A 15,448-nucleotide genomic window follows, 5' to 3' on the forward strand; every position below is an offset into this window, starting at 1 on the left:
GAGCACACTGGAGAAGAAGATGATTGAGTTGAAAGAAGTTTCCAAATGGTACGGCGACGTGCAGGTTCTCAACAGCTGCACCACCCGCATCAAAAAGGGTGAAGTGGTCGTGGTCTGCGGTCCTTCGGGATCGGGCAAGTCCACCCTGATCAAGACCATCAACGCACTGGAGCCCTTCCAGAAGGGCCAGATCTTCGTCGACGGCAAGGCCGTGCACGATCCCAAGACCGACCTGCCCAAGCTGCGCAGCCGCGTCGGCATGGTGTTCCAGAACTTCGAACTGTTCCCGCACCTGAGCGTGACCGAAAACCTGACGCTGGCGCAGGTCAAGGTGCTGGGCCGCAAGCCCGACGAAGCCAAAAAACACGGCCTCAAGTACCTGGACCGCGTGGGCCTGATGGCGCACAAGGACAAATTCCCCGGCCAGCTGTCGGGCGGCCAGCAGCAGCGCGTGGCGATCGCCCGTGCGCTCAGCATGGACCCTATCGCCATGCTGTTCGACGAACCCACCTCCGCGCTCGACCCCGAAATGGTCGGCGAGGTGCTGGACTGCATGATGGGCCTGGCCGTCGAAGGCATGACCATGATGGTGGTGACCCATGAAATGGGCTTTGCCCGCAAGGTCGGCAGCCGCGTGATTTTTATGGACGTGGGCGGCAAAATCCTGGAAGATTGCTCAAAAGACGAGTTCTTCAACCATCCCGAGAACCGCCAGGCGCGCACCAAGGACTTCCTCAACAAGATCCTGTCGCACTGAACGCACTGAAGATCACCGCAACTGCAAAAAAGAAGAAGAAACAAAAAAGCCCCGCAATGCGGGGCTTTTTTCATGGCGGCGGCCGGCCGTTTCCAGGCTGCCGTGTGGTGGTGGGGGTCGCCCAGGCCGGCTTTGCCGGACAGGCCGAGGTAAGCGTCTTTGCGTCCCGGCGGTGCGACAATTCAGGCCATGACCTCCGCCACCCGCACCCCCGCTACCACCCTGACCCTCACCCGCCCCGACGACTGGCACCTGCACGTGCGCGACGGCGAGGCTTTGCTGACCGTGGTGCCGCACACTGCGGCTCAGTTCGGCCGCGCCATCATCATGCCCAACCTGCGCCCGCCGGTGACCACCGCCGTCCAGGCCGTGGCCTATCGTGAACGCATCCAGGCCGCCGTGCCGGCCGGCGTGCGCTTTGAGCCGCTGATGACGCTCTACCTGACCGACAACCTGCCGCCCGACGAAATCGCTCGCGCCAAGGACGCCGGTGTGGTCGCGGCCAAGCTCTACCCGGCCGGCGCCACCACCAACAGCGACGCCGGCGTGACCGACCTGCGCAAGACCTACAAGACGCTGGAAGCCATGCAGAAAGCCGGCCTGCTGCTGCTGGTGCACGGCGAGGTGACCTCGTCCGACATCGATCTGTTCGACCGCGAGGCCGTGTTCATCGACACCCAGCTGATTCCGCTGCGCCGCGATTTCCCCGAACTCAAGATCGTCTTCGAGCACATCACCACGCGGGAAGCGGCGCACTATGTGCGCGATGCCGGCCGCTTCACCGGCGCCACGGTCACCGCTCACCACCTGCTCTACAACCGCAACGCGATCTTCACGGGCGGCATCCGTCCCCACTATTACTGCCTGCCGGTGCTCAAGCGCGAAACCCACCGCCTGGCGCTGGTCGAGGCCGCCACCAGCGGCAACGCGCGCTTCTTCCTCGGCACCGACAGCGCGCCGCACCCGGCCCACCTGAAAGAGCACGCCACCGGCTGCGCGGGCTGCTACACCGCCCATGCCGCGATGGAGCTTTATGCCGAGGCCTTTGACGCGGCCGGCGCGCTGGACAAGCTCGAGGCCTTTGCCAGCTTCAACGGAGCTGACTTCTACGGCCTGCCGCGCAATACCGGCAGCATCACCCTCAAGAAGGAAAACTGGCACCCGCCTGAGAGTTATGCCTTCGGCGAGGCCGAGCTCAAGCCCTTGCGCTCGGGCGAGAGCCTGCCCTGGAAGCTCGAAACCCCAGAAAGCACCTGATGGACCACAAGCCGCGCGTTGCCTTGCTCATAGACGCCGACAACTCGCCGGCGTCCAAGATCGACCTGATCCTTAACGAGTTGTCGACCTTCGGCGAGACGAATATCCGGCGCGCCTACGGCAACTGGAAGAAGAACGAACTCAAAGGCTGGGAAGAGGTGTTGCACGAACACGCCATACGCCCCATGCAGCAGTTCGATTACACCAAGGGTAAGAACGCCAGCGACATGGCCATGGTGATAGACGCGTTGGAGCTGCTCTATACCGACCGGCCCGACGCCTTTGGCATCGTCTCGTCGGACGCCGATTTCACGCCGCTGGTCATGCACCTGCGCGCCAAGGGCGCGGCGGTCTACGGCTTCGGCGCGCAGAAAACGCCCGAGCCCTTCGTCAACGCCTGCTCGCGCTTCCTGTTCCTCGACAAGCTGCGCCCCATCGCGGTCGCCGACGCTGCCGGGACTCCCCACGGCGACAGCAAGGACGACGGCGAAGCCGTGTCCGCCACGCCGCTGCGGGCCACGCCCGCGCAACTGCGCCAGGACGCCAAGCTCGTCATGCTGCTGCGCAACGCGGTGCAGGCCGCGGCTGACGACGAGGGCTGGGCGCGCGTGGGCGCGGTCGGCACGCAGATCGCCAACCAGGCCTCCTTCGACCACCGCAACTACGGCTATGCCACGCTGACCAAGCTGCTGGTGGCCACCCAGCTTTTTGAGATCACCGACGAAGGCAAGTCCACGGTCATGGTGCGCGACAGAAAGCAGCCCAAACCGGCCAAGGCCTGACCGCCATGGGAAACCCGGCTCCCCTGCCTCCCATCGACTGGGAACGGCCCTGGCTGCAAGCCTGGCGTGAACCCGGCCAGCGCGCGGCCTGCGCGGTCACGGCGGGCGTCGCGCTGCACCAGGCGCTCAACGCGGTGCAGCCCGCGCCGGTCTGTTTCGCGCCGCAATGCACGCTGCCCCCGGGCGAGGCCTATGAGAGCTTTATCGCCAGGACCCGCCTGTGCCCGACCCGCGAAGGCGCGCACGATTTTTTCAACGGCCTGTGCTGGATGCGTTTTCCGGAGACCAAACGAAAGCTCAACCAGCTGCAGGCCGCGGAGATCGCCGCAGCGGGCGTGGCCCCGGTGCGCGGCCCGGTGCGCGATGCCCTCACGGTGTTTGATGAGAATGCGGCTTTCCTGTCGGCGCCGCAAGCGCTGTGGGACGCGCTGCTCGCCCGCGACTGGAACAGCCTCTTCATCACCCACAGGCCGCTGTGGCGGGAGGCCCGGCTCGTGCTGTTCGGCCACGCCCTGCTCGAAAAACTGCTGAGCCCGCGCAAAGCCATCACGGCCCACGTCTACCTGGCGCAGCCGCCCATGGGCTCCATCGCGGAACTGGACGCCTGGGTGGCGGCCGACCTCAGCGCAGCCAGGCTCGCCGCCAAGCCTTTTGCGCCCTTGCCGGTGCTGGGCGTGCCCGGCTGGTGGACCGGGAACGAGAACTTTTCCTTTTATGATGACTCCCTCGTATTCCGGCCGGCCATAAATAACAGATAAAAATCAGCCACTTAGGCGCGGGCACCGCTTGAACCGGGCCTGCGGGCCCTCATATCCTGCGCAAGGCGGGCTTTTTCACCGACCCCACGGAGAACCCATGAAACGTATTTTCCTGTTTGTCCTGACCAATATCGCCGTCGTGGCGGTGCTGGGCATCGTCGCCAGCCTGCTGGGCGTCAACCGCTACCTCACGCCGAACGGGCTGAACCTCGGCATGCTGCTCGGGTTTGCGCTCGTGATCGGTTTTGGCGGCGCCATCATCTCGCTGCTGATCAGCAAGCCGGTCGCCAAATGGAGCGCCGGCGTGCGCGTCATCAATGAAGCCCAGAACGCCGACGAGGCCTGGATCGTCGAGACCGTGCGCAAGCTGGCCGAAAAGGCCCAGATCGGCATGCCCGAGGTCGGCATCTTTGAGGGCGCCCCCAACGCCTTCGCCACCGGCGCGTTCAAGAACTCCTCGCTGGTGGCCGTGTCCACCGGTTTGCTGCAAGGTATGACCAAGGAAGAAATCGAGGCCGTGCTGGGCCATGAGATCGCCCACATCGCCAATGGCGACATGGTCACCATGACCCTGATCCAGGGCGTGATGAACACCTTTGTGGTCTTCCTCTCGCGCGTGATCGGCTACGCCGTCGACAGCTTTCTGCGCCGCGGCAGCGACAACAATTCCGGCCCCGGCATCGGTTACTACGTCAGTACCATCGTGCTGGATATCGTGCTGGGTTTTGCCGCCGCCATCGTCGTGGCCTGGTTCTCGCGCCAGCGTGAGTTTCGCGCCGACGCCGGCGCCGCGCAGCTGATGGGCCGGCGCCAGCCCATGATGAACGCCCTGGCCCGCCTGGGCGGCATGCAACCGGGCGAGCTGCCCAAGGCGGTGGAGGCCATGGGCATCACCGGCAGCATAGGCAAGTTGTTTGCCACGCATCCGCCGATTGAAGAGCGGATTGCGGCGTTGCAAAACAGCCAGGCTTAAGTATCCAGGGCGCCCCGCACAGGGCGCCCTTTTTTGCACGGATTTCACGGGAGCACGAGCATGAAAAGCTGGATGAAACAGAACCGCGGTTTTCTGGTATTTCTGTTGTTGTTCGGATTGTTCCGTACCGCCATCGCGGACTGGAACCCGATTCCCTCGGGTTCCATGCGGCCCAATCTGCTCGAAGGCGACGTGGTCTTCGTCAACCGGCTGGCCTACAACGTGAAGGTCCCGCTGACTGACGTGGTGCTGGCGCGCACGGCCGACCCGCAGCGCGGTGACGTCGTCACCTTTTCCTCGCCGGTGGACGGCGTACGCCTGATCAAGCGGCTGGTGGCGCTGCCGGGCGACGTTGTGGAAATGCGCGCCAAGGTGCTCATCATCAACGGGCAGGCGGCGCGCTATGAAGCGCTGGACACGGCGCTGGAGCCGGCCGGCCCGGTGGGCGTGCTGGTGGCCACCCACGTGAAAGAGAGCACGGCCCAGGGGCAGCATGAAATCCAGTGGCTGGCCGGCGTGACGGCCAGGGACAACTGGGGCCCGATCACGATTCCCCCCGACCAGTTCATGATGCTGGGCGACAACCGTGACAACAGCGCCGATTCGCGCTACATCGGCCTGGTGCCGCGCCAGCTGCTGATAGGCCGGGCCGAACGCATTCTGGTGTCGGCCGACATCCTCGAGAAGTGGCAGCCCCGCTTCGAGCGCTTCGGCCGCTCGCTCTACTGACGCTGCCTTATTGCGGCTGAGCCGCGCCGGCCTGCCGCGTGCGTTCCACCGCCTGGGCGACGTCCGCCGGGGCCATGCCGTACATCTCGGCAAACTGCTCCACCGTCTTGCCGCTAGCCTCAAAAGCCCGTATCAGCGCTTCACGTTTGGCGGTCTGCACCGCGATTTCGGCAAATGCCTCATCAAGCAGTGCGTTGGCGGCCTCGTCCTGCGTGCGGGTGCGCTCGGCGTAGTCTTCGCGGCTCAGGCCCGAGGCCTCGATGGCCGCGACCAGGCGGGCAATGACCTTGGGGCGCAAATCCTCCTTGGAGCGCGCCTGGCGGCGCCGGAAGACTTCCATGATGGCGTGGTGCACGTGCTCGGGCGCCACGGGCTCCACGGGTTCGCCCTGCAGGTTGTGGCGCGGATGGCCGGCCGCCACGCATTCGAGGTAGCGGGTGGATCGCGCGTGCAGACCGAGCGCGACCTTGAGTTCGTCGCGCTTGAAGACGTCCGGGTTCTCGGCCAGCAGGTCCTGGAAGGCGCCCAGCTTGAGCGGCAAGAACTGCGCGCCGAACATCTTGGGGTAGAGCTCGAACAGCTTTTCCAGCACCGGATGGACTTCGCGGGTGCGCTGTTGCTGCTGTGGCGGGCCGGCGGGCCGGGAGCGTTGTGCCGGGCGGGGGCGCTTGGCCCGTTGGGTTGGTGTGGTGGTGTCGGTCATGTGATGGGGTGAAAAAGAGGGAATGCCGGCCGCCTAGCGCGGCCTGAACATGCGAAAGAGGTTGTCGGGGGTAACCGCGAAATAGTCAGCCGGGCCGCCGCCACGAAGAATCGGTTCGGCGGCCGCCGTGTCGTAAATGCCGTCCTTGAGCAGATGCCTTGCAATGTACACGCCGACGACTTCGCCCAGCACCAGCCAGGTCGGCACCGGCACGCCGTCGGCGCCCTGCAACTGCAGGATCTGCGTCAACCGGCACTCGAAGGACACCGGGCTTTCCAGCACGCGCGGCGCGGCGATGCGCTGCGAAGCCACCGGCGTGAGGCCGGCCAATTCGAACTCGTTGACCTCGGGCGCCACCATCGCGCAGGAGCGGTTCATGGCCTCGGCCAGCGGCCGGGTCGCCAGGTTCCAGCCGAACTCGCCGGTTTCGCGGATATTGCGCAGGCTGTCCTTCGCGCCAATGCTGGCGAAGCCGATGATGGGCGGCGTGTAATTGAAGGCGTTGAAAAAACTGTAGGGCGCCAGGTTGAGTTGCCCTTTCGCGTCCCGCGAGGAAATCCAGCCGATGGGCCGCGGCCCCACCATGGCGTTGAAGGGGTCGTGCGGCTGGCCATGGCCCTGAGAGGGCTCGTAGTAATGAAAATCGTCGGCGGCCATCATGCGGCCACCCGTTGCCGTTCGGCATCCTGCAGCACGCTGTGCGCCAGCGCCTCGGCGACCTTGATGCCGTCCACGCCGGCCGACAGGATGCCGCCCGCGTAGCTCGCGCCTTCGCCGGCCGGGTAGAGGCCGCGCACATTGATGCTTTGCAGGTCCTCGCCGCGGCTGATACGGATGGGCGAGGAGGTGCGTGTTTCCACGCCGGTCAGCACCGCATCATGCGTGTCGAAGCCCTTGATCTTCTTGCCGAACACCGGAAAGGCCTCGCGCATGGCCGCGATCGCATAGGCGGGCAGTGCCGGCGACAGGTCGCCCAGGGTCACCCCCGGTTTGTAAGACGGGGTGATGCTGCCCAGCGTGGTCGAGGGGCGGCCCGCCATGAAATCGCCGACCAGCTGGCCCGGGGCGTTGTAGTTGCCGCCGCCCAGCACAAAGGCGTGCGACTCGAGCTGGCGCTGCAGCGCGATGCCGGCCAGCGCGTCGCCGGCTTCAAAGCCAGGGTAGTCGCGCGGGTCTATGCCCACCACGATGCCGGCGTTGGCATTGCGCTCGTTGCGCGAGTACTGGCTCATGCCATTGGTCACCACGCGTCCGGGCTCCGAGGTGGCGGCGACCACCGTGCCGCCCGGGCACATGCAGAAGCTGTAGACCGATCGGCCGTTGCTCGCGTGGTGCACCAGCTTGTATTCGGCCGCACCCAGCGAGGGGTGGCCGGCATGGCGGCCCCAGCGCGCGCGGTCGATGATGCCCTGCGGGTGCTCGACCCGAAAGCCGATGGAAAAAGGCTTGGCCTCGATATACACGCCGCGCGCATACAGCATGGCGAAGGTGTCGCGCGAGCTGTGGCCCAGCGCCATCACCACCTGGTCGGCGCGCATCTCCTGGCTCTGGCCGGTGGCCTGGTCCAGCACCGTGAGGCCGCGCAGTTGCTTGCCCTCGGGGCCATCCTCGATCAGCACGTCGGTTACGCGCTGCTCGAAACGGATCTCGCCGCCCAGCGCGACGATCTGCGCGCGCATGTTCTCGACCACCTTCACCAGCTTGAAAGTGCCGATGTGTGGATGCGCCTCGAACAGGATGTCGGCGGGCGCGCCGGCTTTGACGAATTCGTTCATCACCTTGCGACCCAGGTGGCGTGGGTCCTTGATCTGGCTGTAGAGCTTGCCGTCGGAAAAAGTGCCGGCGCCGCCTTCGCCGAACTGCACGTTGGACTCGGGATTCAGCACGTTCTTGCGCCACAGGCCCCAGGTGTCACGGGTGCGCTGGCGCACCGTCTTGCCGCGCTCCAGCACGATGGGCTTGAAGCCCATTTGCGCCAGCAGCAGGGCCGCGAACATGCCGCAGGGGCCGAAGCCGACGACGACAGGACGCAGCGGCAGGCCGGCCGGCGCCTGGCCCACGCTGCGGTAAGCCATGTCGGGCGTGGGCAGGATGTGCGGGTTGCCGCAAAATTTCGTCAGCAGCACGCTTTCCTGGCCTGCATCGGCCAGCGTGACGTCGACGATGTAGACCTTGAGAAGGTCGGCCTTGCGCGCGTCAAAGCTGCGTTTGTGGATGTGGAGATCCTGCAAATCGGCTGCGGCGATGCCCAGGGTCTGGGCCGCCAGGGCGGGCAGGGCGTCTTCCGCGTGGTCCAGCGGAAGTTTGAGTTCGGTCAGGCGAATCATGGGAAGGGGGCTCGTGTTGATCAAGCAGCCCGCATTTTAAAGGGCGACACGCCTTTGGGGTTTGCTGGCGGATAATAGGCCCCGTGAAGCCTGCCAGACCGCCGCTGGTGCAATCTGGGAAACCAGGCACTGGAGGAACGTCCGGACTGCACAGGACAGCGTAGGAGGTAATACCTCTCCACCGTGAGGTGAGGATCAGAGCAACAGAGACGAGTCGGCCTTGGGGTAACCCCGGACCGGGTGAAACGGGCAATCTCTACGCGCAGCAATACCAAGTAGGCCAGCGTTGATGTGGTTCCGCAGAGCTGGCGGGTAGGTAGCATTGAGCCGCGGGGGCGACCCCCGGCCCAGATTAATGGCGGTCACGCCGGGCTTTCTCCAAGGGGGCCCGGTGCACAGAATCCGGCTTATCGGCGGGCTTCACACTTTATTTAGGGCCTTGGGGGCAACATGCCTGCCATGGCTTCGGCGCATCCAAAGCTGGAACGCCAGGAAACCGACCACTCCCACATTGATGAGCAGCACGCCGGCATTGAGGGCGCCGGGCCGATGCGCCAGGTGGGCCAATTCCAGCGGGATGTACAAGGCCCCCGACAGCGCACCCAGCCATTCGGCCCAGGTTTTTTCCTTCCACAGCCCCCAGGCTTCCAGGAAGCGCACGGCGATATACGCCAGCGCCACAGGCGCAAGCGTGCGCAGGTCTATGGCGCCCAGCAGGTCGGCATAGTGCAGCAGGAGCGTGGGATAGGGCAGCGCCGGGTCAAGGTGAAAGCGCCACAAGAGCGCAAGGGCCAGCCGGTGGAGATCGTGGTGCAGCAGCTCTAGCAGGCCTAAGCCGGCCGCCATTGCGGCCAGTCCCTTGGCGGCTTCAAAAATGGCAATGGCGCGCAAGGCGCGCCGCCTGCCGGTAGGTTTAGCGCCGGCAGGGGAGGTTTTGTCAGGAGTCATAAGGACGCCGCAGGATTAAAGCCGGCGACGTCCAAGGCGGGGGCCAGCCTTACTTCGACGCGGCTGCCGCGGGTGCCTTGGCGGCCGCGCCGCCGAAGTACTTCGCGTAGATCTTGTCGTAGGTGCCGTCGGTCTTGATGTCGGCCAGGCCCTTGTTGAGTTTTTCCAGCAATTCGGTGTTGCCCTTCTTTACGGCCAGGCCGTACTGCTCGGGGGAAAAGCTGGCGTCGGTGATGGTCTTGAACTGGGCGCCGCTGTTGTTGTTGACGTAGTGTTCGACCACGCCGTTGTCGGCCACCACGGCGTCCACGCCCCCGGCTTCCAGTTCTTTCAGCGCCAGCGGCGTTGCTTCAAAGCGCTTGATGTTGGGGCTCTCCTTGCCCTGCAGCTTGGTGACGACTTCATCGCCGGTGGTGCCGTTCTGCACGCCGACCTTGAGTTTTTTCAGGTCGTTGAACTTGGCGATCTTCGAGTCCTTCTTCACGGCGATCAGCTGTTGCGCGTCGAAGTAGGGGGTCGAAAAATCCATGGTCTGCTTGCGCTCGGCCGTGATGGTGATGGCGGATACCAGCAGGTCGCGGTCACCCTGGTTGAGCGAGTTGAAGATGCCTTCCCACGGCGTGTTGATGAATTTCACCTCGATGCCGGCTTTTTTCGCTACGGCCTGCACGACCTCGATGTCGAAGCCGACGATTTCGCCCTTGTCGTTCTGCGATTCAAAGGGCACGTAGGCGGCGTCTGTGCCCACCACATAGACCTTGGCGGCCGGTGCTGCTGCGGCGGGCGCGGAGGCGCCGGCTGCCGGTGCCGGCGGCTCCTGCTTGCCGCAGGCTGCCAGAACCAGGCCGGCCAGCAAAATGCCGGCGCTTTGAAGGAAATGTCGGGTCGTGATGGAAGGCATGAAAAAAACCTCGCTGAATGTTGAATACGTGAGTTCAGAATCCCGCGGAAAGGCGGGCTGGTGGCCCGGTTCCCGGCAGGTATGAGAAAAAAAGTATAAACCGTGGCCGCCACAGACCAAGCAATTGATGTGCCTGATGGCGCGGAATGCAGGATACCTTAGCAAGGGGCCGTCCGTCAGCCTGAAATTCCCTCTCTGGGGGCGGCATGACGAGCGAGGCGCCCCGGTAGCCCTACAAATTGGAAAATCCCAGAGACTCGATGCGTTCCACGTGCGCGAGCAGCGAGCGTTTGGCCACCGGCCAGATCCGCGGGTCCACATCGTCGTACGCGGCCGCCACCCAGTCGTCCATGGTGCCATCCGGCCGGGCCTGCATCACGCCAAGGATTTTGGCCTCGCGCTTGAGGCGGTGCGCCTTGAGCTGGGCAATCGCAGTTTTGGCCTCGCCGATCACATAGCCGTGCGCCGGGGCGATGAATTCAATGTGGTGCTCGCCGCAAGCCGCGCTGAGTGCATCCAGCGATTCGAGGTAGGCGTTCATGTCGCCGTCCGGCGGGTCGATGACGGTGGTGCTGCCGTTGAGGATGTGGTCGCCGCTGAACAGCAGGCCGTCTTCCTCCAGCACCAGGCAGACATGGTTGGCCGCGTGGCCGGGGGTGTGAATCACCTTCAGCGTGTGGGTGGCCGCTTCGCCGTCCGGGCCTTTGCTTTCAAGCGTGAGGCGTTCCCGGTTTTGCAGCGCCCGGTCCGGCGTGAAGGCGCTGGCGCTGCGCGCCGTGGGTGCGGAAGGCAGCCCCAGGATGGGCGGGGCTGTGCGGCACAGCGCCTGCAGCGGCTTCGCGCCGGGGGAATGGTCGGGGTGTGAGTGCGTGCAGACAATCATGCGGATATCACCGCCGGCCGCCTGCCAGAGGCGTTGCAGGTGTTCCTGGTCTGCCGGGCCCGGGTCGATCGCGATATAGCCGCTGCCCGGGTCGCCGACGAGGTAGCTGTTGGTGCCCGGCCCGGTCATCACGCCCGGGTTGGGGGCGGTCAGGCGCTGCACGTTGCGCAGCAGCGCCACCGGCTGCGCGCTTTGCCAGTCCAGCGTATGCACGATCTGCCCGTCGGGGCAGGTCAACGCGAGCTCGCCGTACGGGGCTTCATGCTCCATATAGCGCGCTTCCTTGCCGCCCAGCAGCCCGGCGCGCGGGCAAGAGGTCCACAGCGGGATTTCGGACGTGCAGGCGGCGAGCACCGCATCGACGTCGGGATAGTGCTGCAGTTTTTCCAGCGTGCGTATGGTGGGGAAGATGATGAAGAAACCGCCCGCCGCGTGCCGCGCCAGAGCCTCGGCGGGCCGCACCCAGACCGGCTCGAACTGCTCGGCCTCGTCGGCCACCGGGCTTTGGCCCTCGGGCATGCGCGCCACCAGAAAGGGCACGTCAAAACGCCGCGGCAGGTCGCGGTCGGTGATCCAGTGCGCCAGCACAAACACCTCGTCGCCCGCCAGCGTGAGGCCGCGCTCGCGGCATTGCGCCGCGAAGGGCGCCTTGCGGTCCAGCGAAGCGATGTCGGCCGTCGTCACGTGGCTGCCGTCGGCATGGCGCGCCAGCAGCACGCCGAGCTCCTCAAAACTCTCGCGGATCGCCGCGATGGCCTGCGTCAGGTGCAGGTCGCTTTGTGTCGCGCGCCGGGTGGACTGGGCGTGCGCCTGTGCGTCCGTTGCGTCGATGCCGCCGCCGGGGAAGACGTAGGCGCCTGGTGCGAAGCTGGCCGTCATCGAACGGCGTGTCATCAGGACTTCTATGCCTTGCGCGGTGTCGCGCAGTAGGAGGACCGTCGCGGCTGGGCGCAGGGGGGCTGGGTCGCGGTGGGGGTGGAGTTGTTGGGAGGGGCGGGGCATGGCTTGGATTATGGCTTTTGGGGCCGGGTCTTGCTCCGGCCTTTGCGCTCTTTGCTGAGGGCGGCTGGCCGGGGTTGCCCGGCAGCAAGTAACTTTCTTTTGCTTCGCCAAAAGAAAGTCACCAAAGAAAAGGCGACCCGCAGTCTGGGTCCCTACGCTGCGCTGCGGGCAACCTGCGGTGCTCGAGCCAAGCGGGGTCCGGCTAAACTCGCTTCGCTCAGACAACGCCGGCCCTGATCCGCTTGTCTCTGCGCTCCTCGGCCCAGCCAGGACGGGGCAATCGGGAACGGGGACGGAAACGGGGACAGAAGATAAATACCAAAGAACAAACCAAGACAAACAAGGACTCGCCAAGGCGAGTCCTTGTGGTTTTCAGTATTTGGATTTGGTATTCCTTCCCCACCCCTTGTGGATGCGCCGAGGAGCGCAGGTTCAGGCGGATCAGGGATCGCGTTGTTTGAGCCGAAGGCGAGTTTAGCGAGACCCCGCCTGAACCGAGCACCGCAGGTTGCCCGTAGCGCAGCGGAGGGACGCAGCAACCAGGGTCGCCTTTTCTTTTGCTTACTTTTCTTTTGGCGAAGCAAAAGAAAAGTGAGTAGCTGCCGGGCTACCCCCGGCCAGCAGAACTCCGCTAAGGGCACTTAGCCGGAGCAAGAACAGGCCAAGAGAAAGAACCACAGATAATCTCTCTATGCGAATCCGATTCACCAAAATGCAAGGCGCCGGCAACGATTTCGTCATGCTCGACGAAACCCGAGGCCCCTTGGGTCTGACCACCGCCCAATACCGTTTCCTCGCCGACCGCCACTTCGGCGTGGGCGCCGACCAGATACTCACGGTGCGGCCGTCGCCTGCGGAAGGCATTGACTTCGAGTACGTGATCCACAACGCCGACGGCGGCGAGGTGGAGCAGTGCGGAAACGGTGCGCGTTGTTTTGTGCGTTTTGTGCGCGAGCAGGGGCTGACGAGCAAGGATGTTGTGAGGGTCAAGACCCTGGGCGGCATCATCGAGCCGCGCATGCAGGCTGACGGACGCGTCACGGTGGACATGGGTGCGCCGGTGTTCGAGCCGATGCGCGTTCCTTTCGACGCTTCCGGGCTTACGGCGACTGCCGAAGGTTCGTGGGAGACATGGCCGCTGGAACTGCCGGGCCAGGCGCAAGCCGCGCCGCTTTTCATAGGCGCTTTGTCCATGGGCAACCCGCATGCGGTGCAATTGGTAGGCGACGTCGATACCGCGCCGGTGCTGCAGACCGGCTCGCTGATCGAAAACCATGTGCGCTTTCCGCGCCGTGTGAACGCCGGCTTCATGCAAGTGGTCTCGCGCGGGCAGATACGCCTGCGTGTCTACGAGCGCGGCGTGGGCGAGACGCTGGCCTGCGGCACGGGCGCCTGCGCGGCGGTGGTGGCCGGCATACGCTGGGGCCTGCTCGATACGCGGGTGGACGTGATGACACGCGGCGGCCAGCTCACGATTGAATGGTCGGGGCAGCTCGATGCGCCCGTCATGATGACCGGGCCGGCCACCACGGTGTTCGAGTCTGAAATTGAGATTCCCGACACGATCTGAGCGCTTTCGGCGCAAGCGGATGTAACGCGAACCACCAGCGACCTTTGCGTGGGCCGCAAAACTGAGGACAATGCCAGCATGAACCCAACTGAACATCCCATCACCGAAGACGACATCGCCAATTTCCTGGCCAACACGCCCGACTTCTTCGAGCGCCACGCCGAGTTGCTGGCTTCGGTGCAGCTGTCCAGCGGCCACGGCAACCGCGCCGTCAGCCTCCAGGAACGCCAGGCGCTGATGCTGCGGGAAAAAATCAAGGGCCTGGAGACGCGCATGGTCGACATGATCCGCCACGGCCAGGAGAACGTGGGCATCGCCGACAAGATGCAGCGCTGGACGCGCAAGCTGCTGCAGGCCGCGCAGGCGCGCGACCTGCCCGGCGCGGTGGTCGAGGGCATCACCACCGAGTTCCTGATCCCCCAGGCGGCCATCAAGATCTGGGATGTGAACGGCATTTTTTCCGACGAAAGCTTCGCCACCGGTGTGAGCGAAGACGCCAAGGCCTTTGCCTCTTCGCTGGGCGCACCCTATTGCGGTGTCAACTCGGGCTTTGAGGCGGCCGGCTGGCTGCCCGAACCCGCCGTGGCGCTGTCGATGGCGATGATCCCGCTGCGTGCCGCTCCGGGCGCGGAGGCTTCCGGCCTGCTGGTGCTGGCCTCGCCCGATCCGGAGCGCTTCCACAGCGGCATGGGCACCGACTTCCTGGAGCGCCTGGGCGAACTCGCCAGTGCGGCGCTGACGCGCCTGCGGCCCCAGCAGGTGGCGGCCGCGTAAGCATCACGGCCATGGCGCAGGCATCCCCTCTCGCGCCTGAAACCAGCGGCGCCGAGCCCGCGCCTGTGTTGCCCTCGCACCCCCTGGTCGAACGCTACCTCGAGCACGTGCGCGTCGAAAAGCGCCTGGCCTCGCGCACCGTGGAGCTGTATGCGCTGGACCTGCAAAAACTCGAGGCCAGCGCTCTGCAGGCCGGCGTGCAACTGACCGAAGTTCAAAACATCCACATGCGGCGCTGGGTGGCGCAGATGCACGGCGCGGGGCGCAGCGGCCGCGGCATCGCGCTCATCCTCTCGGGTTGGCGCGGTTTTTACACCTGGCTGGGCCGCGAGGGCCTGGTCAAGGGCAACCCGGTGCAAGACGTGCGCGCGCCCAAGGCCGCCAAGCCCCTGCCCAAGGCCCTGAGCGTGGACGAGGCCGTGCAGCTGGCTGCCTACCAGGCCGACGTCACCGACGGTGACCCTTTGCTGGCGCTGCGCGACCAGTGCATCACCGAACTGCTTTATGGCTGCGGGCTGCGCATCGGCGAGCTGGTGGGCCTGGACGTGCAAGCCAGCGCCCAGGCGCGCGGCTGGATAGACATCGACGCGGCCGAGGCCCATGTGCTCGGCAAGGGCTCGAAGCGGCGCAGCGTGCCGGTGGGGGTTGCGGCGCTGCAGTCGCTGCGGCAGTGGCTGGCGGCGCGCGGCGGCTGGGCGCGCGAGGACCCGGCCCTGTTCATCAACCAGCGCGGTACGCGCCTGACACCGCAGCACATACGCGTGCGCCTGAAGCAGCGCTCATTGAAGGCCGGGCTGGCCACGCCGGTGCACCCGCACATGCTGCGCCATTCCTTCGCCAGCCATGTGCTGCAGTCCAGCGGCGACCTGCGCGCCGTGCAGGAATTGCTGGGCCACGCCAACATCACGACCACGCAGGTTTACACGCGGCTGGACTTCCAGCACCTGGCCAAGGTGTATGACGCGGCGCATCCGCGCGCGGTGTCAAAAGCCGGCATGGGTGTGGCGCCGCCGCTTGGGACCGACCAAGCCGCTACGCCGAAAGCGCCCAAGACCGGCAAGGCCTGAGCAGGCAGGCGCCGGGA

At 65.5% G+C, this 15,448-nt stretch carries 15 protein-coding genes and 1 other RNA gene; 10 read left to right on the forward strand and 6 right to left on the reverse strand.

Translation table 11 applies throughout. From position 1 onward, the window contains the following. The first annotated feature begins 19 nt into the window (after positions 1 to 19). The 6 genes from AC1D0O_RS07685 to lepB all read left to right on the forward strand — a co-directional run bounded on the left by AC1D0O_RS07685 (position 20) and on the right by lepB (position 5,256). The gene (locus tag AC1D0O_RS07685) at positions 20 to 757 is read left to right on the forward strand and encodes an amino acid ABC transporter ATP-binding protein (RefSeq protein ID WP_477652954.1); all 738 of its coding nucleotides are present in this window, start codon (positions 20 to 22) and stop codon (positions 755 to 757) included. Positions 758 to 946: 189 nt separating this feature from the next. Continuing rightward, on the forward strand, positions 947 to 2,014 hold the full coding sequence (gene pyrC, locus AC1D0O_RS07690; RefSeq protein WP_477652955.1) for a dihydroorotase: 1,068 nt from the start codon (positions 947 to 949) through the stop codon (positions 2,012 to 2,014). Continuing rightward, entirely contained in the window at positions 2,014 to 2,796 is a 783-nt protein-coding gene (locus tag AC1D0O_RS07695) for an NYN domain-containing protein (RefSeq protein ID WP_477652956.1), read from the forward strand. The genes pyrC and AC1D0O_RS07695 overlap by 1 nt, the downstream gene beginning before the upstream one ends. Before the next feature lie 5 nt (positions 2,797 to 2,801). Then, on the forward strand, positions 2,802 to 3,554 hold the full coding sequence (locus AC1D0O_RS07700) for a DUF3025 domain-containing protein (RefSeq protein WP_477652957.1): 753 nt from the start codon (positions 2,802 to 2,804) through the stop codon (positions 3,552 to 3,554). A 97-nt stretch (positions 3,555 to 3,651) separates the two neighbouring features. Continuing rightward, on the forward strand, positions 3,652 to 4,527 hold the full coding sequence (htpX, locus tag AC1D0O_RS07705) for a protease HtpX (RefSeq protein ID WP_477652958.1): 876 nt from the start codon (positions 3,652 to 3,654) through the stop codon (positions 4,525 to 4,527). A 60-nt stretch (positions 4,528 to 4,587) separates the two neighbouring features. Next, positions 4,588 to 5,256 carry a signal peptidase I gene (lepB, locus tag AC1D0O_RS07710; RefSeq protein ID WP_477652959.1) on the forward strand — a complete coding sequence of 223 codons (669 nt, stop codon included), beginning with the start codon at positions 4,588 to 4,590 and terminating at the stop codon, positions 5,254 to 5,256. Between the two features lie 7 nt (positions 5,257 to 5,263). Here the strand turns inward: lepB and AC1D0O_RS07715 are convergent, their stop codons facing one another. The 3 genes from AC1D0O_RS07715 to AC1D0O_RS07725 are packed head-to-tail and all read right to left on the reverse strand — an operon-like array spanning position 5,264 to position 8,286. Further along, positions 5,264 to 5,959 carry a ProQ/FINO family protein gene (locus AC1D0O_RS07715; protein WP_477652960.1) on the reverse strand — a complete coding sequence of 232 codons (696 nt, stop codon included), beginning with the start codon at positions 5,957 to 5,959 and terminating at the stop codon, positions 5,264 to 5,266. Between the two features lie 33 nt (positions 5,960 to 5,992). Further along, positions 5,993 to 6,619 carry a flavin reductase family protein gene (locus tag AC1D0O_RS07720; RefSeq protein ID WP_477652961.1) on the reverse strand — a complete coding sequence of 209 codons (627 nt, stop codon included), beginning with the start codon at positions 6,617 to 6,619 and terminating at the stop codon, positions 5,993 to 5,995. Next, complete coding sequence (locus tag AC1D0O_RS07725; RefSeq protein WP_477652962.1) at positions 6,616 to 8,286, reverse strand: NAD(P)/FAD-dependent oxidoreductase; 1,671 nt, start codon at positions 8,284 to 8,286, stop codon at positions 6,616 to 6,618. Before AC1D0O_RS07725 ends, AC1D0O_RS07720 begins: the two co-directional genes overlap by 4 nt. An 85-nt stretch (positions 8,287 to 8,371) precedes the next feature. Here AC1D0O_RS07725 and rnpB point away from each other — a divergent pair. Next, positions 8,372 to 8,712, forward strand: an RNA gene (rnpB, locus tag AC1D0O_RS07730) — RNase P RNA component class A. Here the strand turns inward: rnpB and AC1D0O_RS07735 are convergent. The 3 genes from AC1D0O_RS07735 to AC1D0O_RS07745 all read right to left on the reverse strand — a co-directional run bounded on the left by AC1D0O_RS07735 (position 8,707) and on the right by AC1D0O_RS07745 (position 12,020). Next, positions 8,707 to 9,177: a DUF2127 domain-containing protein gene (locus AC1D0O_RS07735; RefSeq protein ID WP_477652963.1), complete on the reverse strand. Its 471-nt coding sequence runs from the start codon at positions 9,175 to 9,177 to the stop codon at positions 8,707 to 8,709. The genes rnpB and AC1D0O_RS07735 overlap by 6 nt on opposite strands. 106 nt (positions 9,178 to 9,283) lie before the next feature. Continuing rightward, on the reverse strand, positions 9,284 to 10,135 hold the full coding sequence (locus tag AC1D0O_RS07740; RefSeq protein WP_477652964.1) for a basic amino acid ABC transporter substrate-binding protein: 852 nt from the start codon (positions 10,133 to 10,135) through the stop codon (positions 9,284 to 9,286). Between the two features lie 232 nt (positions 10,136 to 10,367). Then, positions 10,368 to 12,020 (reverse strand): MBL fold metallo-hydrolase, encoded by a 1,653-nt coding sequence (locus AC1D0O_RS07745; RefSeq protein WP_477652965.1) that lies wholly within the window; start codon positions 12,018 to 12,020, stop codon positions 10,368 to 10,370. Positions 12,021 to 12,711: 691 nt separating this feature from the next. Here AC1D0O_RS07745 and dapF point away from each other — a divergent pair. The 3 genes from dapF (at position 12,712) to AC1D0O_RS07760 (ending at position 15,431) form a co-directional block, all read left to right on the forward strand. Next, a complete protein-coding gene (gene dapF, locus AC1D0O_RS07750; protein WP_477652966.1) occupies positions 12,712 to 13,590 on the forward strand; it encodes a diaminopimelate epimerase in 879 nt (292 codons plus the stop codon). Positions 13,591 to 13,668: 78 nt separating this feature from the next. Further along, entirely contained in the window at positions 13,669 to 14,364 is a 696-nt protein-coding gene (locus tag AC1D0O_RS07755) for a DUF484 family protein (protein ID WP_477652967.1), read from the forward strand. Positions 14,365 to 14,375: 11 nt separating this feature from the next. Then, on the forward strand, positions 14,376 to 15,431 hold the full coding sequence (locus tag AC1D0O_RS07760; protein WP_477652968.1) for a tyrosine recombinase XerC: 1,056 nt from the start codon (positions 14,376 to 14,378) through the stop codon (positions 15,429 to 15,431). Positions 15,432 to 15,448: the final 17 nt, after the last annotated feature.

The sequence above is a fragment of the Polaromonas sp. P1_F2 genome (genome assembly GCF_056405735.1).